A 21,272-nucleotide genomic window follows, 5' to 3' on the forward strand; every position below is an offset into this window, starting at 1 on the left:
CTAGCTGGCTGTAGGTCGCGTCAAGTCTCTGGTCGGGCGCGCTTCGTTAACTCCGCGCTGGGAGCTGGTGGCGGGCGTGTTGTCGGCGTGCCTGGCTGTGGGGTGCCGGGGCGCCCACGCTGACGTATTCGACCTCGCTGGGGAGCGGGTCGTCTGGCTTCGTTCGGGCTGCCGTGATGGCGAAGGACCCGGGCGCCAAGCTAGATGCGGCATGACGTCTTGCGGCGTCTGCCATAGCCCGGGCGGCGTCTGGTCCGGGTCCTTCGTGCCCTCGAGCCTGGCACTACCGACCGTGGTTGTGAAGGGGTCGCTCAGTCCTCCTGGGTCCACCGGTCTGGGTCGTAGCTGGCTTGGTCGCGCACCAGTGCGAAGGCGATGCGGTTGGCGCGGTTCGCCATCGCACAGGCGATGACCAGGCCCTTCTTGCCGCGGGCACGTAGCTGGGCGCCGTAGACCTTGGCGGCGGGATCGTTGAGCCATAGCCCGACCCCAAGGTCGATCAGAGCGCGACGCAGCTCCACGCTGCCCTCACGACTGATTGCGCTGTCACGTCGCTTGCCGGCCGACTCGTATTGGATCGGGTTGAGCCCCGCGGTCCGGTAGATCTGACGGTGGTTGTCGAACCGGGCCGGGTCACCCAGAGCGCCGCCATAGTTCCCGGCCCGGACCACACCCCATCCCGGGACCGTTAACAGCGGCGCGAACGGGGTCCGCGGCAGCAGTCGCGCCAGCTGGTCGGTGGCCGTGTCGACCTGGGCATCGAGGTCCGCCAGGAGCGCAAGGTCAGCGGCCAGAACCGCCCGCGCGACGGCGGCATCGGCGGTGGGCAGTGCTTCACGAGCGGCTTGGACGAGCCGGTCTGCTACGGGCTTACGGATCTGCAGTCCGCGAGTCGCGCCGAACCGGATGAACCGGGCGGTGCCCAGGGCCGCAAGCCTGGCCGGATCGGGGAACTCGGCTGCGACCAGCCGGCCCACCCTGGTGGCCAGCACGTCCGGCAGCGCCAGGGTCAGACCGGGGAAGGTCCGATCCAGATGGCCAAGCAGCTGGTTCTTGGTGGCCGTGCGCACCACCACCCGGCTGGCCCGGTGCGCCGACCACGCCGTGAGCTCACCCAGCACCAGCGAGCGGTCCCGGACCGGCTGCCCGCGACCGGCCAGCAGCAACTCGGTCATGGCCTGCAAGTCGATCACGTCGGTCTTGACCGTGCGCTTGCCCAGCACCCGGCGCTGCTCGGTGACATGAGCGGGGTTGAGCTCGAGGACCTCCCAGCCGATCGGCCACGCCGCGTTCAGCAACGGCCGATGGTAGTGGCCGGCTGCTTCGATGCCGACCTTGACCACGGCATCGACCGGGAGCACCTCGACGATGTCGGCAACGACCTGCGCCAGAGACGACCCGGTCATCGGGCACCCGGTCCGGGGCCTGAGCAGGGACGTACGCGTCACATCAGTCGCAGAGAACGCGAATTCGATCTTGCCAACATCGACCGCGACAACGACCGTCGAGGACGTAACGCGAGCAGCTTGAACAACCACGGAACTCACCTCCGGGGGCGCCAGAAGACCACGGCGCAGCAACGCCAGACCTTCAGATGAACAGAACCTGTCGGTCCCTTCCAAGCACCTCCGGAGGTGTCCGTGAAGGACTAACCCGACCTATATCAGCCCGAGACGTCCTCAGGAGCCAGCGAGCTGGCGGCGCACCTCCGCGGCGACGGCGGCACCGTCGGCGCGGCCCTTGACCTGCGGCTGCACCATGCCCATGACCTTGCCCATGGCCCGCATCCCCTCGGCAGCAGCCCCGGTCTGGGCGATCGCCGAGGTGATGATGTCCGCGACCTCCTCGTCGGTCAGCTGGGCCGGGAGGTAGTCGGCGATGACCTCCGCCTCGGCCGCCTCCTTCGCCGCCATCTCGGCACGCCCGCCGTCGGTGAACGCGGCCGCCGCCTCACGACGCTTCTTCGCCTCGCTGGCCAGCACGCCGACGACGTCGTCGTCGGTCAGCTCGCGCGCCTGCTTGCCGGCGACCTCGGCGTTGGTGATCGCGGTCAGCACCATCCGCAGCGTCGAGGAGCGCACCTCGTCCCGGGCCTTCATCGAGGCGGTGAGGTCGGCGCGCAGACGGTCCTTGAGGTCGCTCATGAGGTCCATTCTGCTCCCCCGTGGGGTGGCCGGGCGTTGGGTGCGGTGTGGCAGCCTTGCGCGGGTGACCACCCTTGCCCTCGCCCGCCGCCTGGCGGTCGGCGCCGTCGTCGCCGGGGCCGGCCTCACGGCGTACGCGATGGCCGAGGCACGCGCCTACACGCTGCGCCGGGTGACGGTCCCGGTGCTGCCGGCCGGCAGCCCGGACGTGCGGGTGCTGCACCTCAGCGACGTGCACATGACGCCCGGGCAGCACCGCAAGCAGGAGTGGCTGCGTGGCCTCGCGGGCCTGCGGCCCGACCTCGTCGTCGACACCGGCGACAACCTCGCCCACATGCGCGCGGTCCCGGCCGTGCTCGACGCGTACGGCGAGCTCCTCGACGCCCCCGGCGTGTACGTCTTCGGGTCGAACGACTACTTCTCGCCCACCCTGCGCAACCCGGTGCGCTACCTGCTGCCCGACGACGGCGTGCGTCGCACCGACGCGCCGCAGCTCCCGTGGCGCGAGCTCGGCGCGGCGCTCACCGAGGCCGGCTGGACCGACCTGACGAACACCCGCGCGTCGCTGGAGGTGCGCGGCCTGCGGATCGCGTTCGCCGGCGTCGACGACCCGCACCTGCGCTACGACCGGCTCGACGAGGTGGCCGGACCGGCCGACCCGGACGCCGACCTGCGGCTCGGCGTCACGCACGCGCCGTACCTGCGGGTGCTCGACCAGTTCGCCGCGGACGGGTACGACGCCGTCATCGCCGGCCACACCCACGGCGGCCAGGTGTGCCTGCCGGGGGTCGGCGCCCTGACCACCAACTGCGACCTCGAGCCGGCCCGCGCGAAGGGCCTGCACCGCCACCCAGCCGACTCGCGGCCCGGTGACCCGGGGTCCGCGTGGCTGCACGTGTCGGCCGGGCTCGGCACCAGCCCCTACGCGCGGATCCGGGTGGCGTGCCGGCCCGAGGCGACGCTGCTGACCCTCGTCCCCGCCAGGGGGTGAACCGATTTCAGGGGGCCCGACCCGACCGGGTATGGTTTCCCCCGGCCCGCTGGCGCGGGCCGATCGGGCTGTGGCGCAGCTTGGTAGCGCGCCTCGTTCGGGACGAGGAGGCCGCAGGTTCAAATCCTGTCAGCCCGACCCTGTGGGGCCCGGATCCGCGTGCGGGTCCGGGCCCTTCCTCGTTCACCGGACCGTTTCCGCGGCGGCCGGCGGTGGCAGACTCACCGACATGGCCGAACCGGACAAGGAGCACCCGTCGCTGGAGCTGCCCAAGCTCCGCCTGCGACGTCGGTCCGCCCCCCGCCAGCGGGCCGCGGCGGCCACGCCCGAGGAGCCGGCAGCGGTCGGGCAGGTCGCTCCCGAGCCGGTCGTCGTCGAGCCGGTCGTCGTCGAGCCGGTCCCGGCACCGGTCGACGCGGTCCCCACACCCCCGGGCCCGACCGGGACCGCACTCCTCGAGCCCGAGCCGACGGCGCCCACGTCCGCGCGCCGCGCGCGGCGTGAGTGGCACCCGCCGGGCATGGCGGCAGCGGTCGTCAGCGGGGCCGTGGTGGGCCTGGGGACGGTCGGGCTGACCTGGGCGGCGCTGCGCTCGTGCGAGGGCGTGCTGGGCACCTCCTCGTGCGGCGGGGTCGGCTACCCGCTGCTCGGGCTGATCCTGGTCGTCATGGTGCTGGTCGGCGCGCTGCTGCTGCGCCTGGCGAGGGTGACCGATCCGGGCACGACCAGCTTCCTCGGGGTCGGCCTCGCCGTCGTCGTCGCCCTCCTCGTCCTGGTCGACCACCTGCTCGACCCCTCGATGGTCGTGGTGGTGCCGGTCATCACCGCCGCCACCTTCGCGCTGGCCCACTGGGTGACCCGCACCTTCATCGAGCCCGCCCGCGACTGAGTGGTCAGGGGAAATGTGCAGACACGCCGGTGGTGCTCGGCGTGTCGTGCGCGTTTCCCCGGTCGACCGGCGAAACGAACGCCTCAGCGACCGAGCAGCAGCTCGGCGATCTGGACCGTGTTGAGCGCGGCGCCCTTGCGGAGGTTGTCACCTGAGACGAAGAGCGCGAGGCCGCGGTCGCCGTCGACGCCGGGGTCGCGGCGGATCCGGCCGACGTAGGACGGGTCCTTGCCGGCGGCCTGCAGGGGCGTCGGGATGTCGGAGATCTCCACCCCCGGTGCCGCGACGAGCAGCTCGGTGGCCCGCTCGGGGGTCAGCGCCCGCTCGAACTCGGCGTTGATCGCGAGCGAGTGACCGGTGAAGACCGGGACGCGGACGCAGATGCCGGAGACCCGCAGGTCGGGGATGCCGAGGATCTTGCGCGACTCGTGGCGCAGCTTCTGCTCCTCGTCGGTCTCGTTCAGGCCGTCGTCGACGACCGAGCCGGCCATCGGCAGCACGTTGTAGGCGATCGTCCGGGCGTACTTCACCGGCTCGGGGAACGCGACCGCCTCGCCGTCGTACGCCAGCTCCCGCGCCTTGTCACCGGCCGCCGTCACCTGGGTGGCGAGCTCCTCCACGCCGGCGATGCCCGAGCCGGACACCGCCTGGTACGTCGACGCGATGAGCCGCACCAGTCCGGCCTCGTCGTGCAGCGGCTTGAGCACGGGCATCGCGGCCATCGTCGTGCAGTTGGGGTTGGCGATGATGCCACGGCCGGCCGCGATCACACCTGCGGCCGCCTCCGGGTTGACCTCGGAGACGACCAACGGGATCTCGGGGTCCCTGCGGAACGCGCTGGAGTTGTCGACGACGATCACCCCGGCGTCGACGAACCGCGGGGCGACGGCCCGCGAGGTGGTCGCACCGGCGGAGAACAGGGCGACGTCGAGGCCGGTCGGGTCCGCCGTCGCGGCGTCCTCGACCACGATCTCGCGCCCGGCGAACGGCAGCACGGTGCCCGCCGAACGCGAGGATGCGAAGAACCGGACCTGGTCGACGGGGAGGGCCCGCTCCTCCAGGATCTGCCGCATCGCGACACCGACCTGCCCCGTGGCGCCGACGACGCCGACGTTCAGGCCGCTCATCGTCCGGTGCCTCCGTAGACGACCGCCTCGACCTCGGTGGCGTCGAGGTCGAACGCGGTGTGCGTGGCGCGGACGGCGTCGTCGACCTGCGTCTCGTCGACGATGACGGAGATCCGGATCTCGGAGGTCGAGATCATCTCGATGTTCACGCCCGCCGACGCGAGCGCGGCGAAGAACGTCGCCGTGATGCCCGGGTGGGACCGCATGCCGGCGCCGATCAGCGAGACCTTGCCGATCTGGTCGTTGTAGAGCAGCTGGTCGTAGCCCACCTCGTCCTGGATCCGCGCCAGCGCCCCCATCGCGGTCTGGCCGTCGGTGCGCGGCAGGGTGAAGGAGATGTCGGTCAGGCCGGTCTTCGCCGCGGAGACGTTCTGCACGACCATGTCGATGTTGATCTCGGTGGCGGCCAGCGCCTCGAAGATCCGGGCCGCCTCGCCCACCTTGTCGGGCACTCCGACCACGGTGATCTTGGCCTCGCTCCGGTCGTGCGCGACGCCGGCGATGATCGCCTGCTCCATGTCCTCGTCTCCTGCCTGGCTGTCCGGGATGACCCAGGTGCCCTCCTTCTGGGAGAAGGAGGAGCGCACGTGGATCGGGATGTCGTAGCGGCGGGCGTACTCCACGCACCGCAGGTGCAGGATCTTGGCTCCCGAGGCCGCCATCTCCAGCATCTCCTCGGTGCCGACCCGGTCGAGCTTGCGCGCGGCCGGCACGATGCGGGGGTCGGCGCTGAAGACGCCGTCGACGTCGGTGTAGATCTCGCAGACCTCAGCACCGAGCGCAGCCGCGAGCGCGACGGCGGTCGTGTCCGTGCCGCCCCGCCCCAGCGTGGTGATCTCCTTGGTGTCCTGGGAGACGCCCTGGAAGCCGGCGACGATCACGATGTGCCCGTCGGCGATGGCCGACTCGATGCGCCCCGGAGTGACGTCGATGATCTTGGCCTTGCCGTGCACCGAGTCGGTGATCACGCCGGCCTGGGAGCCGGTGAAGGAGCGCACGCTGAACCCGAGGTCGGCGATCGCCATCGCGACCAGCGCCATCGAGATCCGCTCACCCGCGGTGAGCAGCATGTCGAGTTCACGGGCCGGCGGCGCCGGGCTGACCGCCTGCGCCTTGTCGATCAGCTCGTCGGTCGTGTCCCCCATGGCCGAGACCGCGACCACGACGTCGTTGCCGGCCTTCTTGGCCTCCACGATCCGTCGCGCGACGCGCTTGATCGCCGTCGGATCGGCGACCGACGATCCGCCGTACTTCTGCACGACAATGCCCACGGTGTGTCCCTACCAGCTCGACGAGTTCGCAGTGGTCGAGTCTAGTGGCCGTCAGCAGCGGCTCCCCGCACGTCCCGCACCCCGGGCAGTCCGGCGCTGCGGCCTAGCGGGCGGCGGGGTCGGCCCCGTCGAGCAGCTCCTCGGCGGCGGCCAGCTGCTCCTCCTCGCCGGCGACCTCCGCGTCGAGCCGGTCGTGAGCGACCACCGAGAGCAGCGCGTTGAGCGAGACGCCCGCGAGGTTGCCCCACGAGGAGACGTAGGAGAACTGCCACCACCACAGCGCCTCGTGCACGTTACCCAGGCGGTAGTGGCGCAGCCCGTTCTCGAGGTCGGTGGCGATGCTGGTCAGGTCGTCGGAGAGCTGGCTCTCGACGGTGCCCGGCACGTAGGGGTCGAACACGTAGCTGTAGGTGTCGACCTGGCCCAGCATGTCGGCCAGCCGCAGCCGCATCTCGTCGAGGTCGGGCTCGGGACCGACGTCGGGCTGGTACTCCACCGCCGGGGTGAAGTCGCGCTGGGCGCCCAGCCGGGCGCCCGCGAGGAGCACCTGGCTGATCTCGAGGAGCAGCAGCGAGATCGCCCGGCCGCCGTCACCCTCCGCGGCGATCGCGCGCAGCGCGATCAGGAAGCTCTCGACCTGGTCGGCGATCTGCTCGGCGAACTCCTCGGTCTCCGGGTCGAGCGGGGTGTGGGGTGTCACGTCAGTCATCAGCCGATCGCCTTCCTGCGAACGCTCGACCCAGGGTCACCTCGTCGGCGTACTCCAGGTCTCCACCTACGGGCAGTCCACTCGCCAGCCGGGTCACCCGCAACCCCATCGGCCGCAGCATCCGGGTGAGGTACGTCGCCGTCGCCTCGCCCTCCAGGTTGGGGTCGGTCGCGAGGATCACCTCGGTGATGGCCCCGTCGCCGAGACGGACCATCAGCTCACGGATCCGCAGCTGGTCCGGCCCCACGCCGTCGATCGGCGAGATCGCTCCACCCAGCACGTGGTAGCGGCCCCGGAACTCCCGGGTCCGCTCGATCGCGACGACGTCCTTGTACTCCTCCACGACGCACAGCACGCCGGGGTCGCGACGCGGGTCGCGGCAGATCCGGCACTGCTCGTCCTCGGACACGTTGAAGCACGTGCTGCAGAACTTCACCTTGGCCTTCACCTCGACCAGCACGTCGGCGAGCCGGCGCACGTCGACGGGGTCGGCCTGGAGCAGGTGGAACGCGATCCGCTGAGCGCTCTTGGGACCGACGCCGGGCAGCCGCCCGAGCTCGTCGATGAGGTCCTGCACGACTCCTTCGTACAAGGGACTAGAACCCCAGCTTGCCGGGCGGCTCGGCGCCGGGGAGGCCGCCGGCCAGCGGCCCGAGCGCCTCGCCGGCGAGGGCGTCGGCCTGGGCCTTGGCGTCGCGGTAGGCCGCCACGATCATGTCGCCGAGGTCGGACAGGTCGTCGGGGTCGCTGCCGTCGAACCCACCGGCCTTGATCTCCACGCCGACCAGCTCGCCGACGCCGTTGACCTGGACGGTGACCGCCCCACCGGCGACGGTGCCGTCGACAACGGTGTCGGCCAGCCGCTCCTGGGCGCTGGCGAGCTGCTCCTGCATCTGCTGGGCCTGCTGGAGCAGGGCGTTCATGTCGAAGCCTCCGCCGCCGAGGGCATCGAACGGGTTCTGGGTCATCGTGGGCCTTCCGTCGTCGGGGTCACTGGTGGCGGATCTCCTCGATCATCTGGGCGCCGAGCTCACGCTGGAGCAGCTCGGCGCTGCTGAGGCCCTGGTGGTCGGCGTCGACGTCGTCAGGGTCGGCCTCGGCGTCGGCCGCCGCCCAGTCCGGCCCGGTCGCCGGGGGTGGGTCGTCGGCTGACCGGGTCTGCGCGATCGCGTCGCGCGCGGCACGCACCGACCCCGGCTCCACCTTCGGCGCGGGCGGCTCCGCCGCGGGCGGCGGCTCCGGTGGAGCCGTGGCGGCGCGCACGACGGTCGGGGTGCCCTCGGCCTGCGCGCTCGGGTCGACGATGGTCTCGATCTTCCAGTCCGCGCCGACCACGTCGACCGCGGCCTGGCGCAGCACGTCGTCACAGCCACCGGTGACGAAGGAGTCACGGGCGCCGGCGTTGGCGAACCCGAGGGTGAGCGTGGTGGCGTCGACCGACACGACCTGGCAGTTCTGGGTCAGGTGCATCCAGGCCAGCCGGCGGCGGGACTTGGTCGCGTCGACGATGTCGGGCCACAGCCGCCGCACCTCGACCAGGCTGAGACCGGCGCCCGCAGCGGCAGCGGGTGCTGGCGTCTGCTCCGCGACCGGCGCCGGCTCCGGGTCCGCGGGCCGCTCGGCGACCGGCTCGGGCACCGGGCTCGGCTCGGCGGCCGGCGGCTCGGGTGCGGCCGGCGCCCGCACGACGGGCTCCGGGTCGGGCTCGGGGGCGGGGGGGCGCGCGGGTGCCGGCTCGGGGCGGTCCTGGCCGGGCGGAGTTGCAGCGGACGCGGCGGCCGGAGCGACCGGCGCGGCCGGCGCGGCCGCCGTACCGGTGATCGTCAACCGCTTCTCGAGCCGGTCGAGGCGGGCCATGACGCCCTCGGTGCCGTGGTCGGCACCGGGCAGCAGCACCCGGGCGCACAGGAGCTCCAGCAGCATCCGGGGCGCGGTGGCGCCACGCATCTCGGTGAGCCCGGCGGCGGTGATGTCGGCCGCCCGGCTGAGCTCGGCGGCCCCGAAGCGGGCGGCCTGGGCGACCAGCCGCTCCCCCTGGTCCTCCGAGACGTCGATCAGACCGGTCGCCGGGGCGTCCGGGACGGCGGCGACGATGACGAGGTCGCGCAGGCGGCGCAGCAGGTCCTCGGTGAACCGGCGCGGGTCCTGACCGGTCTCGATGACCTTGTCGACGACCCCGAAGACCGCCGCCCCGTCCCCGGCCGCGAAGGCGTCGACGACCTCGTCCAGCAGGGTGTCGGGGGTGTACCCGAGCAGCCCGGTCGCGAGACCGTGGGTGACCCCCTCGGGCCCGGCCCCGCCGAGCAGCTGGTCGAGCACGGAGAGCGTGTCACGCGCGGAGCCGGCGCCGGCCCGGACCACGAGCGGCAGCGCGGCCGGCTCGATGCGGACGCCCTCCTTGTCGCACAGCTCGCCGAGGTACTGCGAGAGCAGCCGCGGCGGGATCAGCCGGAACGGGTAGTGGTGGGTGCGCGAGCGGATCGTCGGCAGCACCTTCTCCGGCTCGGTGGTGGCGAAGATGAAGCGCAGATGGGGCGGCGGCTCCTCGACGAGCTTGAGCAGGGCGTTGAAGCCCTGCGTGGTCACCATGTGGGCCTCGTCGATGATGTAGACCTTGTACTTGCTGCGCACCGGCGCGAAGAACGCCTTCTCCCGCAGGTCGCGCGCGTCGTCGACGCCGCCGTGGGAGGCCGCGTCGATCTCGATGACGTCGATCGACCCCGGACCGCCCCGGGCCAGGTCGCGACAGCTCTCGCACTCCCCGCACGGGTCCGCGACCGGCGCCTGCTCGCAGTTGAGCGCGCGGGCCAGGATCCGGGCGCTGGTGGTCTTGCCGCAGCCGCGCGGGCCGGAGAAGAGATAGGCGTGGTTGACCCGGTTGTTCGCGAGCGCGGCTCGCAGCGGCGCCGTGACGTGGTCCTGGCCGATGACCTCGGCGAACGTCTCGGGCCGGTAGCGGCGGTACAGCGCCAGCGGTGACTCCACGCCTAGACCCTAACCAGCCGGTCCGACAGGGGGTAGGCGGGCGGCGGCGCCACGAGCTGTACCGCCGGGTTACTGCTCAAAGGCCGGCCGGCGAGGCGTACGAAAAGGCCCCCCGCGTACCCGACAGAGCTCGCTTGCCCTTGCTGCCTTCCGGCCCTGGGGGAGTTGGGCGAGATGCCGCCACACGGGGGGTTGGCGACGAGTGTAGGTGAGGGCACCGCGGCCCTCCAAAGCGAGCCCGAGGCGATTTCGCCGGGCCCGATCCGGACCGGTACCCTCCTCGGCGGAGGTATCGCCTAGTGGCCTATGGCGCTCGCTTGGAAAGCGGGTTGGGTTAACGCCCTCGGGGGTTCGAATCCCCCTACCTCCGCCAGTCACACCGAACGGCGTCGCACCCACCGTGCGGCGCCGTTCGTGGGTCAGGTGCGGGGCGGCCGGCGCAGTTTCACCATGGTCTGTAGGTGAAGCTGCACTTCCCACGGCGAGCCCACCACGGGAAGTGCAGGTTCACCCACATCCCTTGATGAAACCGTGACAGGTGCGGAAGCCAGGACGCCGAGCCCACGACCGACCACTCCTCTCACTGCTGCCACAAGTTCACCACGGTCTGCAGGCGAACCCCCACCTCCCACGGCGAGCCCACCACGGGAAGTGCAGGTTCAACCACATCCCTTGATGAAACCGCGACAGGTGCGGTGGCCAAGACATCGGGGCCCGGAGCGGGATCAGCCCCGCGCCCGGCGCCGGGCGAGCACGGGGCGCACGAGGAGCGCGACGACGAGCACACCGCCACCGAGCAGACCCCACCACACCGCGTCTCCGCGGACGCCGGCGAGGACGTCGTCGGGTGGCTCGGGGGCGCGCGCGGTCGGCGACGGGTGCGGTGCGGCGACGGCCCGCTCGACCGCGCCGGAGCGGGCCGGGTCGAGCTGACGGGTCAGCGCCTCCACCGGTTGCACCACCCCGGCGCCGACCAGCGGGGAGCGGGTGTCGGGCCGCCCGTTGGCGGTGTGCACCAGGCGAGCCACCACCTGGGCCGCGACCTCGTCGGGGAACCGCTGGCAGACCAGGGCCAGCACCCCGCTCACCTCCGCGGCCGCCCACGACGTCGCGAGCGGCTCCAGCACGCACGGGCGGCCGTCGAGCCCGTAGGACACCGCGTCGAACGTCGGCGCGGCGACCGTGGTGCGGCTGTTGGGGACGACGTACTGCGTCACGTCCGCGACGCCGGAGCCGTCGGCGGTCGAGGAGACGGTCACGACCCCGGGATAGCCGGCCGGGAAGAGGATGCCGGCCGCGTCCTCCCCCGGGGCCGCGCTGCCGTCGGCGAAGTCGTCGTCGAACGGCTCGCCCTCCTGCGGCCGGTTGCCGGCCGCGGCGACCACCACCACCCCCGCCCGCTGGACCGCCCGGACGGCGGCCGCGAGGCGGGGGGAAGGGTCGACCGCGAGGGAGACGTTCGCGACCCGCACGTGCAGGTCGGCCGCGTGCGCCGCCACCCACTCCAGTCCGGCGGCCAGCCGGTCCGGGGTCAGGGTCGCGCCGTCCTGCTCGTCGACGCCGTCGTAGACGCGGACGTCGACGACCTGGGCCGCCGGGGCAAGACCGACGCCGGTGCCGTCGTCGCGCGGCTGGCCGGCCACCAGCCCGGCGACGGCGGTGCCGTGGAAGTACGCCGGCGGGCCGCTGCCGGCCACCGAGTGGCTGGCCACGACCGGCACGTGGGCGTCGTCGACCCCGGAGTCGAGGACAGCGACGCGCACCGGCGGACCGGCCGGTGCGGAGCGGTCGACCAGCTGCTGGGCCGCCGCGACGTCGAGCTGCGCGAGCGGGCCGGCACCGAGGGTGACGGCGTCCGGGGCGGAGTCCGCGGAGACGCTGCTGCACAGCGGGTTCTCCGCCGCCGCGGGCGGAGCCGCCGACCACACCACGCCGGCGGCGACCAGGCCGACGACGGCGGCGGCCGCCGTCAGCCGCACGACGGACCCGTCGGCTCGGTGGGGGGCTGGAGCGACGCCTCCTGCGACAGCGTCACGCCGCACCGGAACAGCTCGACCCAGCTGTCCGGCACCACCGGCGCCGGCACGTCGGCGTAGCCGAGGAGGGCCGCTGCGTCCGCGCCGGCCAGCGGGTCGGCGCGGCCCTTCGCGTCCACGAGGTACGGCGCCGCGCCGGCCGTCGACCCCGACCACCCCCCGGAGAGCACCAGCGCGCCACGGCCCGGGTCGACGACCGGGTCGATGCGGTCCGCGGGCAGGCTGCCGGCGGCGGAGGCGTCCCCCGGCGCCGCGAGCTCGGCGGTGGGCGCCTCGCCGCGCTCGGCGGTCAGTCGGGCGCACGGGTCGGCGCCGAGCGGTTCGGGGCGGACGGCCGGCCAGCGGGTGTCGGTGAGGAAGGAGTCGTCACCCCGGCGGACGCTCGGCGGCGCCGACACCCGCAGCGGGCGCGCGACCGTGCCGTCGGGGCGGACCACATCGAGGTAGACCTGGGCGGCGAAGTCCGACAGCTGCACCGGCCCCGTGCGGGTGACGAGGAGGTAGGTGCCGTCGTCGGTCTCGAGCACGTCGCCGATCCTCGCCCGCGCCGCGTCGCCGGTGAGCGCCTCGGGCGGCCGCTGCCCGAACCCGTCGAGGTCGAAGGCGCTCCAGTCGAGGGGCGCCGCCACGGGGAACAGCTCGAGCCACGCGCGCGGCACCCGCACCGCGCTGCCGGTGGGCGGGAGCCCGACCTGCTGGAGCAGGTTGTCGGTCTGGTCGACGCCGGGTGCGGTCTGCGGCGGCACGGGGTAGACGTAGGAGCCACCGGCACCGGGCCCGGACGGGTCGGACCGGGCGACGACGTAGTAGTGGCCGTCGTTCACGACCGTCACCCCGCTGCCGGCGGCGACGTCGACGTCGGGGGCCGGTGTCACCCGGACCCGGATCCCGCGCTGGTCGCCCGTGCACGCGGTCCATCCGGAGCCGATGAGCAGCGACGCCGTCGGCACGCTCGCGGGCGCGCCGAAGATGCCGATGTCGTCGCCGATCTGCTGGTCGTCGATGGTGTCCTGGGAGATCAGGGTCGGCTCGGCGTCGTCGCCGAGGATGAGCTTCGCGGAGGTCGTGTTGATGACCGGACGCAGCTCGCCCTGACCGGAGTCGAGGATGACGTACGCCGCCCCTGTCTCCTTCGAGATCACCAGGCCCGGCTGGTCCCAGTCCTCGGGGGTCCGGGGTGCGAAGACGCCGGCGATGGCGGCACCCGCCGCGAGCAGCACGGCGAGGGCGACGCCGCCGACGATCGTGCGGCCGGGGCGAGCCGGCTCCACCTCACGCCCACCCGGGGCGCCGGAGACGAACGCGGTGACCAGCCGGCGCCGGTTGAACGAGTAGGCCTCGACGAGGTCCTTCTTGGTGGCCATCCGCGGCCGCTCAGCCCCGGATGGCGGCGAAGACGCCGACGGCCAGCACGAGCAGCGGCAGCAGGGCGAGCAGGGCGACCGACTCGGCGACGTCGCCGAGCCGGCCGCGCCGCACCGACGGGCTGCCGGGGACCATCGTCACGGCGAGCACGACGGCCCCGGTGGCCGCCAGCACCACCGCGACCGCGGGCCGCCAGTCCGGGTGCAGCCAGAGGGTCGCTGCGCCGGTCGAGGCGAGACCGAGCACCCCGGACACCAACCCGACCAGGACCTCCGAGCGGGTGCGGTACTGGCGGGTGCGGAGCACGACGACCGCGCAGCAGGTGACCGCCAGCAGGGTGCCGGCGAGGCCGAGCGAGACGGCAAGGGGGGCGACGAGCACGAGCAGCAGGCCGACGGTCGCGGAGACCGCGACCAGGATGTCGTGGGCGAGCCGGGCGTCGGCGGCGACGCGTGCGGCGTCGACCGGTCGGGGCTCGGCGGTGATGTCGGCGGTGCTGTAGAGCTGGTCGACCGACGTGGACGTCGTCCCGAGCGCCAGCCACGGCAGGACGCTGCCGCCGAGGACCACCAGCACCAGCGCGATCGTGAGGACGACCGCGGGGTCGAAGGTCGCCGCCTGCAGCACCAGACCGGTGGCGAGGAAGACGGCGCCGACCACGACCGGCGGGATGACCAGGGCGCGGCCCTCGCCGATCCCGACCAGGCAGGCCAGCCCGGCGGCCGCCGCTCCGGCACCCGCGGCCGCGACCGGCGCAGCGAGGAACGGTCCGTCGGGGACCAGCAGCAGGCCGGCCGCGCCGGCGTACAGGGCGGCGGTCCAGGCGACGACGACGGCGGCGTCGGTCTCGTCCTGCGCCCGGGACAGCACGACGGCGGCCGCGACCAGCGCGACGGCGACGACCGCCGCGGCGACCCCGGCCAGCAGGGCGCCGCGCTGCAGCAGCAGCGCGACGGCACCGAGCACGAGCAGCAGCCCGGCCGCCCAGAGCGCCGTGCGGCGCCCGGCGGCCGGCTCCCACGGGGTGAGGTCGCGCTCGACGACGTCGGTCATCGCCTCGACGACGTCGTCGTAGACCCGCGGCGGCCGCTCGTCGGCACCGGCCGCCACCGTGAGCAGGCCGCCGTCCTCGACGCCCTGCGAGACCAGGCCCGCGTCGGTCGCGAGGAGCCGGCCGTCGGCGGCCACCACCCGGTAGCCGCCGTAGACCGTGGCGGGGTCGAGCAGGCCGACGCTGCGCGCCAGCTCGGGCAGCAGCTCGGCGACGGCGACGGCACCCGGGAGGACCAGGTCGACGCGCCGGGTGCCGGACGCCACGGTCACCCGCACCAGCCCGGAGTGCACCGGCGCGTGGCTCATGCTGCCTCCCCTGCCTCGATGGAAGTGGGTCGATGGAAGTGGGTCGATGGAAGTGGGTCCATGGACCTGGGTCCATGGAGCTGGGTCCACGAAGGGGCCGGCGCCGGGCGCCGGCCCCCGCGATCGCTGGTGCGCGTGCGGTGTCGGGTCAGATGTCGAACGACGCCGCGCCGCGCTGGTCGGCGGCCATGTACTCCTGGTTCGACTGGCTGACCGTGGTGCCGGTCTCCGCCAGCAGGGCCTTCATCTCCTGCATCGCCGCGTCCCACTTGGCCTTCGCGGTCTGGTAGGCCTGCTGGGCGCTGCCGGTCCAGTCGCTGCGCAGCGGCGCCAGCTCCGACTCCAGCCGGTTGAGCCGGTCGTCGATCTGCTTCACGGTGCGGCCGAGGTCCTCCGCCGCGGTGTCGAGACCTGCGTGGTTGACACGAAGTCCGTCGAGGCTCATCTCTGTCACTCCTGTTCCCGAGTCGTGTCCGCCGTCAGCCGAGCCGGCCGGCGAAGCGGTTGTAGCTGGAGGACTGCGCCTCGTCGGTGCTCATGTTGTCGCGCTCGGTCGACGTCAGCGACGCCTCGAACTCGTTGAGCGCGTTGGTGATGACCGCCTGCTTCTGGGTCCAGGCCTGGTGGAGCGCGAAGAACGCGCTGCCGCCCGCACCTGCCCACTTGCCCTGCAGCCCGGCGATCTGGCCGTCGAGCGTGCGGCTCATCGAGTCGAAGTCGGCCTTCGCGTCGGCCACGAGTCCTGCTGCGCGGGTGAGGGTGCGCTCACCCTGCCCCATCTCCGGTGCGCCTGCCCCCGATGAACTCTGCGACATGTCGCCATCTCCTTCCCCCGTCACGGCCCCAGCCGCCCGAGAATCGCGTCTGTTGTATGGCGATCCGACGCGGTCTCGTCCCGAGCCGGACCCTGGGCGATTACCCGGGCCCTTCCCCACTAAACCTCAGGAACCGAGTTCCCACAGGCTGGCCAGCTCCCACAGCTCCCGGAACCAGCCGGCGGCCACCACGAGCGACGCGACGGCCAGTGCGCCGCACAGTCCCTCGGCGACCTCGGCCCGTCTCGACCACCACGCGGAGCGCCAGCCACGACCGGCCGCGACCCCCACGACCACGAGGACCGCACCGAGGCCGAGGGCCAGCACGACGAGCCACCGGGTCCCCCGGTCGCCGACCGACCCGAGCACCGCTACCGAGAGAGCGAGCCAGCAGACCAGACCGGCGGCGCGCAGCAGCAACCGCGCCGGGAGGTGCCGGTGGCTGCGCCCGGTGAGCAGCAGCGCGGCACCGGCGAAGAAAGTGAGGCAGCGCGCGCCGGTCCGGTCGATCGGCAGCGTCGCGGTGGCCAGCAGCATCGGCGCCGCGACCGCGGTCAGGACCAGGACGGCCGCGCTGGCGGCGACCACCAGCCGGGTGCCGCGGGCGGCCACCGCACCGACACCGTCCACGGGCACGACCGAGCGGCCGCGCTTGCCGGGCGGCCGGCTGCGAGCCGACCAGGCCGTGACGGCGAGCCGCTCGAGGTCGAGCAGGTACTGGTCCGGCACGTCGATCGCCATCGCCGGGACGAAGCGCGCCGCCAGCACCGCGCCGGTCAGCAGCACCGCCCAGGTGGCGCGCGGGGGCGCGCCGACGAGGGTCGCGAGGCCGGTCAGGGCGAACAGCCCGGCACCGGCGAGCACCCAGACCCGCAGCGCCTCCTCGCACCGTTCCTCCAGCGCCCGGCCCACGCCCGCGACCACGGCCGCGGCGAGCCCGGCGGCCCCGAGGACCAGGGGGATCCGCTCGGCGTGCGCGTCCCAGGCCAGAGCCAGCGCGACCGCCGCTCCGAACGCCGGGGCGACCACAAGACGCCCGGCGGCGAACCTGCCGACCGGCAGCACGGCCAGCACGGCCCCGAGCACCAGCAGCGCCAACGCCGCGCCGCGAGCCGGCCCCTCCGCCGTCGCCGCGCACCAGCCGGCGAGCAGCGCCGCCAGGCCGACCGCGCCGAACCCGAGGACCGCAGCACCCGGCGCCGGCTCGGGCCCGGCCGCGCGCGACTCCGCCGCCGGCGTACGGCGACCCGCCGGTGCCGGTGCGCCGGTGGTCGCCACCAGCAGCGCGCCCGGGGTGACGCCGGCGCGCTCCAGCGGGGCCTCGGCGTCGATCGGGACACCGGCACGGGTCCACAGCTCGGGGACCACGGCGGCCCCGGTGCGCCGCGCGTACTCGTCGGCCACGTCGCCGGCGCTCGCCCCGGCCGGCACGACCAGGTCGAGCACACCGGCGGCGCCGTGCACGCTCAACGCCAGCACACCGGGGCCGGCCGGGGCAGGGCGGGCTTCAGCGACGGTGTCGACCACGTCGTCACCCTCCCCGCATCGGGCAGGCGTCAACCCCGCCGCGCGAGGGTAGGGACAGCAGGTGACCACGACGCTCCGCGGCACCCGCCTCGACGCGCCCGAGGTGCCGACCGGCCAGATCGTGCTGCAGGCGCCGCCGCAGCTCGAGCCCATCGAGGGCGCCAGCGGCGTGCTGATGAACGCGATCCCGATGCTCGGCAGCCTCGGCTCGATCGTGCTGGTCGCCACCATGGGGCGGTCCACCGGCGGCCGCGGCTTCATCGCCGCCGGGATGTTCCTGTTCGCGACGCTCGGCTTCATCGTGGTCCAGATCGACCGGCAGCGGAAGCAGCGCGCGCAGCAGGTCACCGGCTCGCGCACCGAGTACCTGCGCTACCTGGCCACCGTCCGCTCGGTCGCCCGCGAGGCCGCCGACCAGCAGCGCCGGGCGCTGACCTGGCACCACCCGGACCCGGGCTCGCTGCCGGCCCTGGCCGACGAGCGGTCGCGGGTGTGGGAGCACGGGCCCTCGGACCCGGAGTTCCTCCACGTCCGCTACGGGGTCTGCCCGCAGCCGCTGTCGCTGGAGCTGGTCCCCCCCGAGAGCACCCCGATCGACCAGGTCGACCCGGCGGCCGCGTCCGCCCTCCACCGGCTCCTCGTCGTCCACCGGCTCCAGCCCGACCTCCCCGCCTCGATCGACCTGCGGGCCTTCGACCGGGTGGAGGTGTGCGGCCCCGAGGAGCCGGCGCGCGCCCTGGCCCGGTCGCTGATCTGCTCGGCCACCGCGTTCCACTCCCCCGACCAGCTCGTCGTGGCCGTCCTCTCCTCCGACCGGCACCTGGCGCACTGGGACTGGGTCAAGTGGCTGCCGCACGCGCTGAGCAGCGAGCAGGCGGACGCTGTCGGGCCGATGCGGATGGTGTCCACCTCGCTCACCGACCTGGCCCGGCTGCTGCCCGCCGACCTGGGCGACCGGCCGCGGTTCGGCGCTGACGAGCGGCCGGCGACCCCCCACCTGCTGCTGGTGGTCGACGGCGCGGAGCTGCCGCCCGGCAACCACGTCGTACCCCCCGACGGGCTGCACGGGGTCACCGTGCTCGACCTGCCCGAGCGCTGGGACGAGCTGGAGGACGCGACCCGGCTGCGGATCCAGGTCGGCGGCGAGGCCACGGCGGGTGGGGTGCCGGTGCTCGCGCTCCGGCTGCGCGAGGAGCCGGTGCGGGCGACCGCCGACCAGTGCTCGCTCGCGACGGCCGAGGCGTTCGCCCGTCGACTCGCGCCGCTGCGCCCGGCCACCACCGGCACCGTCGAGCCGGCCACCGGGGAGATCACCGGCCCCTCGGACTTCATGGAGCTCCTGGGGCTGGGTGACGTGCGCTCGCTCGACGTCGGCACGGCCTGGCGACCGCGCCCGGCGCGCGACCGCCTCCGCGTGCCGATCGGGCTCGGCGAGGGGGGCCAGGTCGTCCACCTCGACATCAAGGAGTCCGCCCAGCAGGGCATGGGACCGCACGGCCTGGTGATCGGCGCGACCGGCTCGGGCAAGTCGGAGTTCCTGCGCACGCTGGTGCTGGGCCTCGCGCTCACCCACTCCCCCGAGCAGCTCAACATGGTGCTCGTCGACTTCAAGGGCGGCGCCACCTTTGCGGGCATGACCGAGCTGCCGCACGTGTCCGCGGTGATCACGAACCTGGCCCAGGAGCTGACCCTGGTCGACCGGATGCAGGACGCCCTGTCGGGCGAGATGGTGCGCCGCCAGGAGCTCCTGCGCGAGGCCGGCAACTTCGCGTCGGTCCGCGACTACGAGAAGGCCCGCGCCGCCGGCGAGGACCTGGCGCCGCTGCCGTCGCTGTTCGTCGTCGTCGACGAGTTCTCCGAGATGCTCTCGGCGAAGCCGGAGTTCATCGACCTGTTCGTGGCGATCGGCCGACTCGGCCGCTCGCTCGGCCTGCACCTGCTGCTGGCCTCGCAGCGCCTGGAGGAGGGCCGGCTGCGCGGCCTCGAGTCGCACCTGTCCTACCGCGTCGGTCTGCGCACGTTCAGCGCGGCGGAGTCTCGCACGGTGCTCGGCGTGCCCGACGCCTACGAGCTCCCGGCGGACCCGGGCCTGGGCTACCTCAAGCCGGACCCGACCACGATGCTGCGGTTCAAGGCGGCGTACGTCTCCGGCCCGCCGGCCGGCCGCGCGCGCGTGCGGCGCGACGAGGGCGGGCACGTGCAGGGGATCTTGCCGTTCACCATCTCCGAGGTGCAGCAGCTCGACCCGGCGGAGGTGCCGGAGCCCGAGCCGGTGGTCGCGGAGCCCGCCGGCGAGCAGGGCACCGTGCTCGAGCTCGCCGTGGGCCAGATGGCCGGCCGGGGCCCGGCGGCACACCAGGTGTGGCTGCCGCCGCTGGACGTCCCGGACACCCTGGACTCGTTGATGCCCGACCTCGAGGAGCACCCCGAGCTCGGCCTGGTGTCGCCGCGCTGGCGGCGCGGCGGCGGGCTGGTCGTGCCGCTCGGGACCGTGGACCGCCCGCGCGAGCAGCGGCGCGACACCCTCACCGTGGACCTCGGTGGCGCGGGTGGGCACGTCGCGGTCGTGGGCGGGCCGCGCAGCGGCAAGAGCACGCTGCTGCGCACGCTGGTCACCAGCCTCGCGCTGACGACGACGCCGCGGGAGTCGCAGTTCTACGTCCTCGACTTCGGTGGCGGCAGCTTCGCCCCGTTCACCGGGCTGCCGCACGTCGCCGGGGTCGGCACCCGCAGCGAGCCCGACGTCGTACGCCGGATCGTGGCGGAGGTCCGCACGGTCGTCGACCGTCGCGAGGCGTGGTTCCGCGCCCAGGGCATCGACTCCATCGAGACCTACCGCTCACGCCGGCGCGAGGGGCGCGCCGACGACGGGTACGGCGACGTGTTCCTCGTCGTCGACGGCTGGTCGACCCTGCGGTCGGACTTCGACGACCTCGAGGCCGAGATCCAGCAGCTCGCCACCCGCGGACTCACCTTCGGCCTCCACGTGGTGGTCGGCGCCGCCCGCTGGGCGGACTTCCGGGCCGCGATGCGCGACCTGCTCGGCACCCGGATCGAGCTGCGCCTCGGCGACCCGATGGACTCCGAGATCGACCGCAAGGTCGCGGCCCTCGTGCCTGCCGGACGGCCGGGCCGCGGGCTGGTGCCGGGCCGGGTGCACGTGCTGGCCGCCCTGCCGCGCATCGACGGCACGCCGGACTCCGAGAGCCTCGGCGAGGGCGTGGAGGACGTCGTCAAGCGGGTCGCCGCGGCGTGGCCGGGGCCGGTCGGTCCGAAGCTGCGGCTGCTGCCCGAGCGGATCTCGCTGGACGATGTACGGGCCATGGCACCGGCGGACGACCGCCGGCTCCTGCTCGCGGTCGACGAGCGCGAGCTCGCGGCGGTCGGGCTCAACCCGGACGCCGACCCGCACCTGCTGCTCTTCGGCGACGGTCGGTCGGGCAAGAGCGCGGTCCTGCGGGCGGTCGCGCACGAGGTGATGCGGTCGCGGACGCCGCAGGAGGCCCAGCTCGTCGTCGTCGACTACCGCCGGTCGCTGCTCGGCGAGGTGCCGGAGGAGTACCTGGTCGACTACCTCACCTCGAGCGCCCAGGCCCAGCCGGCGCTGCGCGACCTGGCGTCCTACCTCGAGGGCCGCATCCCCGGGCCCGACGTCACCCCGGACCAGCTGCGGACCCGGTCGTGGTGGAGCGGGGCGGACGTGTTCGTGCTCGTCGACGACTACGACCTGGTCGCGACCCAGCAGGGCTCGCCGGTGGCCGTGCTGCAGCCGCTGCTCGCCCAGTCCCGCGACGTCGGCCTGCACCTGGTGGTGGCGCGCCGCTCCGGCGGCGCCTCGCGCGCCCTCTACGAGCCCGTGGTGCAGTCGCTTCGCGACCTGGCGGCGCCGGGCCTGCTGCTGTCCGGCAGTCCCGACGAGGGTCCCCTGCTCGGCGCCGTCAAGCCGCAGCCGGCCCCGCCGGGCCGCGGGCGGCTGGTCACCCGCGACCGCGGGGTCGAGGTCGTGCAGATGGCGTGGTGCGAGCCGAGTCTCTGACTGCTCAGCCCGCCGGAC

At 73.9% G+C, this 21,272-nt stretch carries 16 protein-coding genes, 2 tRNA genes, 1 other RNA gene and 1 pseudogene; 5 read left to right on the plus strand and 15 right to left on the minus strand.

Annotated elements, in window-relative coordinates; genetic code table 11:
* Positions 1-311: 311 nt before the first annotated feature.
* Both ACILRH_RS19550 and ACILRH_RS19555 read right to left on the minus strand, forming a co-directional pair.
* Positions 312-1,547, minus strand: a complete 1,236-nt coding sequence (locus ACILRH_RS19550; RefSeq protein ID WP_395695863.1) for an IS110 family transposase — start codon at positions 1,545-1,547, stop codon at positions 312-314.
* 132 nt (positions 1,548-1,679) lie between these two features.
* Complete coding sequence (locus ACILRH_RS19555) at positions 1,680-2,144, minus strand: GatB/YqeY domain-containing protein (protein ID WP_395695743.1); 465 nt, start codon at positions 2,142-2,144, stop codon at positions 1,680-1,682.
* Positions 2,145-2,208: 64 nt separating this feature from the next.
* Here ACILRH_RS19555 and ACILRH_RS19560 point away from each other — a divergent pair, with 64 nt between their 5' ends.
* The 3 genes from ACILRH_RS19560 to ACILRH_RS19570 all read left to right on the plus strand — a co-directional run bounded on the left by ACILRH_RS19560 (position 2,209) and on the right by ACILRH_RS19570 (position 4,024).
* Entirely contained in the window at positions 2,209-3,135 is a 927-nt protein-coding gene (locus ACILRH_RS19560; protein ID WP_395695744.1) for a metallophosphoesterase, read from the plus strand.
* Between the two features lie 64 nt (positions 3,136-3,199).
* Positions 3,200-3,273 (plus strand) — tRNA-Pro (locus ACILRH_RS19565).
* A 91-nt stretch (positions 3,274-3,364) separates the two neighbouring features.
* Entirely contained in the window at positions 3,365-4,024 is a 660-nt protein-coding gene (locus tag ACILRH_RS19570) for a hypothetical protein (RefSeq protein WP_395695745.1), read from the plus strand.
* Positions 4,025-4,107: 83 nt separating this feature from the next.
* Here the strand turns inward: ACILRH_RS19570 and ACILRH_RS19575 are convergent, their stop codons facing one another.
* From ACILRH_RS19575 to ffs, 7 genes and pseudogenes are all read right to left on the minus strand, one after another.
* Complete coding sequence (locus ACILRH_RS19575; protein ID WP_395695746.1) at positions 4,108-5,151, minus strand: aspartate-semialdehyde dehydrogenase; 1,044 nt, start codon at positions 5,149-5,151, stop codon at positions 4,108-4,110.
* Positions 5,148-6,422, minus strand: a complete 1,275-nt coding sequence (locus tag ACILRH_RS19580) for an aspartate kinase (protein WP_395695747.1) — start codon at positions 6,420-6,422, stop codon at positions 5,148-5,150. The genes ACILRH_RS19575 and ACILRH_RS19580 overlap by 4 nt, the downstream gene beginning before the upstream one ends.
* Before the next feature lie 103 nt (positions 6,423-6,525).
* Positions 6,526-7,131: a DUF5063 domain-containing protein gene (locus tag ACILRH_RS19585; RefSeq protein WP_395695748.1), complete on the minus strand. Its 606-nt coding sequence runs from the start codon at positions 7,129-7,131 to the stop codon at positions 6,526-6,528.
* Positions 7,124-7,723, minus strand: coding sequence for a recombination mediator RecR (gene recR / locus ACILRH_RS19590; RefSeq protein WP_395695749.1), 600 nt, complete (start codon positions 7,721-7,723; stop codon positions 7,124-7,126). The genes ACILRH_RS19585 and recR overlap by 8 nt, the downstream gene beginning before the upstream one ends.
* A 4-nt stretch (positions 7,724-7,727) precedes the next feature.
* The gene (locus ACILRH_RS19595; protein ID WP_395695750.1) at positions 7,728-8,099 is read right to left on the minus strand and encodes a YbaB/EbfC family nucleoid-associated protein; all 372 of its coding nucleotides are present in this window, start codon (positions 8,097-8,099) and stop codon (positions 7,728-7,730) included.
* 331 nt (positions 8,100-8,430) lie between these two features.
* Positions 8,431-10,116 (minus strand): annotated as a pseudogene (locus tag ACILRH_RS19600) (DNA polymerase III subunit gamma and tau); the annotation flags it as partial.
* 103 nt (positions 10,117-10,219) lie between these two features.
* Positions 10,220-10,310, minus strand: an RNA gene (gene ffs / locus ACILRH_RS19605) — signal recognition particle sRNA small type.
* Positions 10,311-10,401: 91 nt separating this feature from the next.
* Here ffs and ACILRH_RS19610 point away from each other — a divergent pair.
* Positions 10,402-10,489 (plus strand) — tRNA-Ser (locus ACILRH_RS19610).
* 352 nt (positions 10,490-10,841) lie between these two features.
* On the opposite strand, the gene ACILRH_RS19615 is transcribed toward ACILRH_RS19610, so the two are convergent.
* From ACILRH_RS19615 to ACILRH_RS19640, 6 genes are all read right to left on the minus strand, one after another.
* The gene (locus tag ACILRH_RS19615) at positions 10,842-12,095 is read right to left on the minus strand and encodes a S8 family serine peptidase (protein ID WP_395695752.1); all 1,254 of its coding nucleotides are present in this window, start codon (positions 12,093-12,095) and stop codon (positions 10,842-10,844) included.
* Complete coding sequence (gene eccB, locus ACILRH_RS19620) at positions 12,086-13,516, minus strand: type VII secretion protein EccB (protein ID WP_395695753.1); 1,431 nt, start codon at positions 13,514-13,516, stop codon at positions 12,086-12,088. The genes ACILRH_RS19615 and eccB overlap by 10 nt, the downstream gene beginning before the upstream one ends.
* Before the next feature lie 10 nt (positions 13,517-13,526).
* Positions 13,527-14,876 carry a type VII secretion integral membrane protein EccD gene (eccD, locus tag ACILRH_RS19625; protein WP_395695754.1) on the minus strand — a complete coding sequence of 450 codons (1,350 nt, stop codon included), beginning with the start codon at positions 14,874-14,876 and terminating at the stop codon, positions 13,527-13,529.
* A 148-nt stretch (positions 14,877-15,024) separates the two neighbouring features.
* Entirely contained in the window at positions 15,025-15,321 is a 297-nt protein-coding gene (locus ACILRH_RS19630; RefSeq protein WP_395695755.1) for a WXG100 family type VII secretion target, read from the minus strand.
* Positions 15,322-15,355: 34 nt separating this feature from the next.
* Positions 15,356-15,691, minus strand: coding sequence for a WXG100 family type VII secretion target (locus ACILRH_RS19635; protein WP_395695756.1), 336 nt, complete (start codon positions 15,689-15,691; stop codon positions 15,356-15,358).
* Positions 15,692-15,817: 126 nt separating this feature from the next.
* Positions 15,818-17,218, minus strand: a complete 1,401-nt coding sequence (locus ACILRH_RS19640; RefSeq protein WP_395695757.1) for a hypothetical protein — start codon at positions 17,216-17,218, stop codon at positions 15,818-15,820.
* Between the two features lie 61 nt (positions 17,219-17,279).
* On the opposite strand from ACILRH_RS19640, the gene eccCa reads away from it, so the two are divergent.
* On the plus strand, positions 17,280-21,254 hold the full coding sequence (eccCa, locus tag ACILRH_RS19645; protein ID WP_395695758.1) for a type VII secretion protein EccCa: 3,975 nt from the start codon (positions 17,280-17,282) through the stop codon (positions 21,252-21,254).
* The last annotated feature ends 18 nt before the right edge of the window (positions 21,255-21,272 follow it).

It is taken from the genome of Nocardioides sp., assembly GCF_044226765.1.
In the GTDB taxonomy this organism is placed as follows: Bacteria; Actinomycetota; Actinomycetes; order Propionibacteriales; family Nocardioidaceae; genus Nocardioides.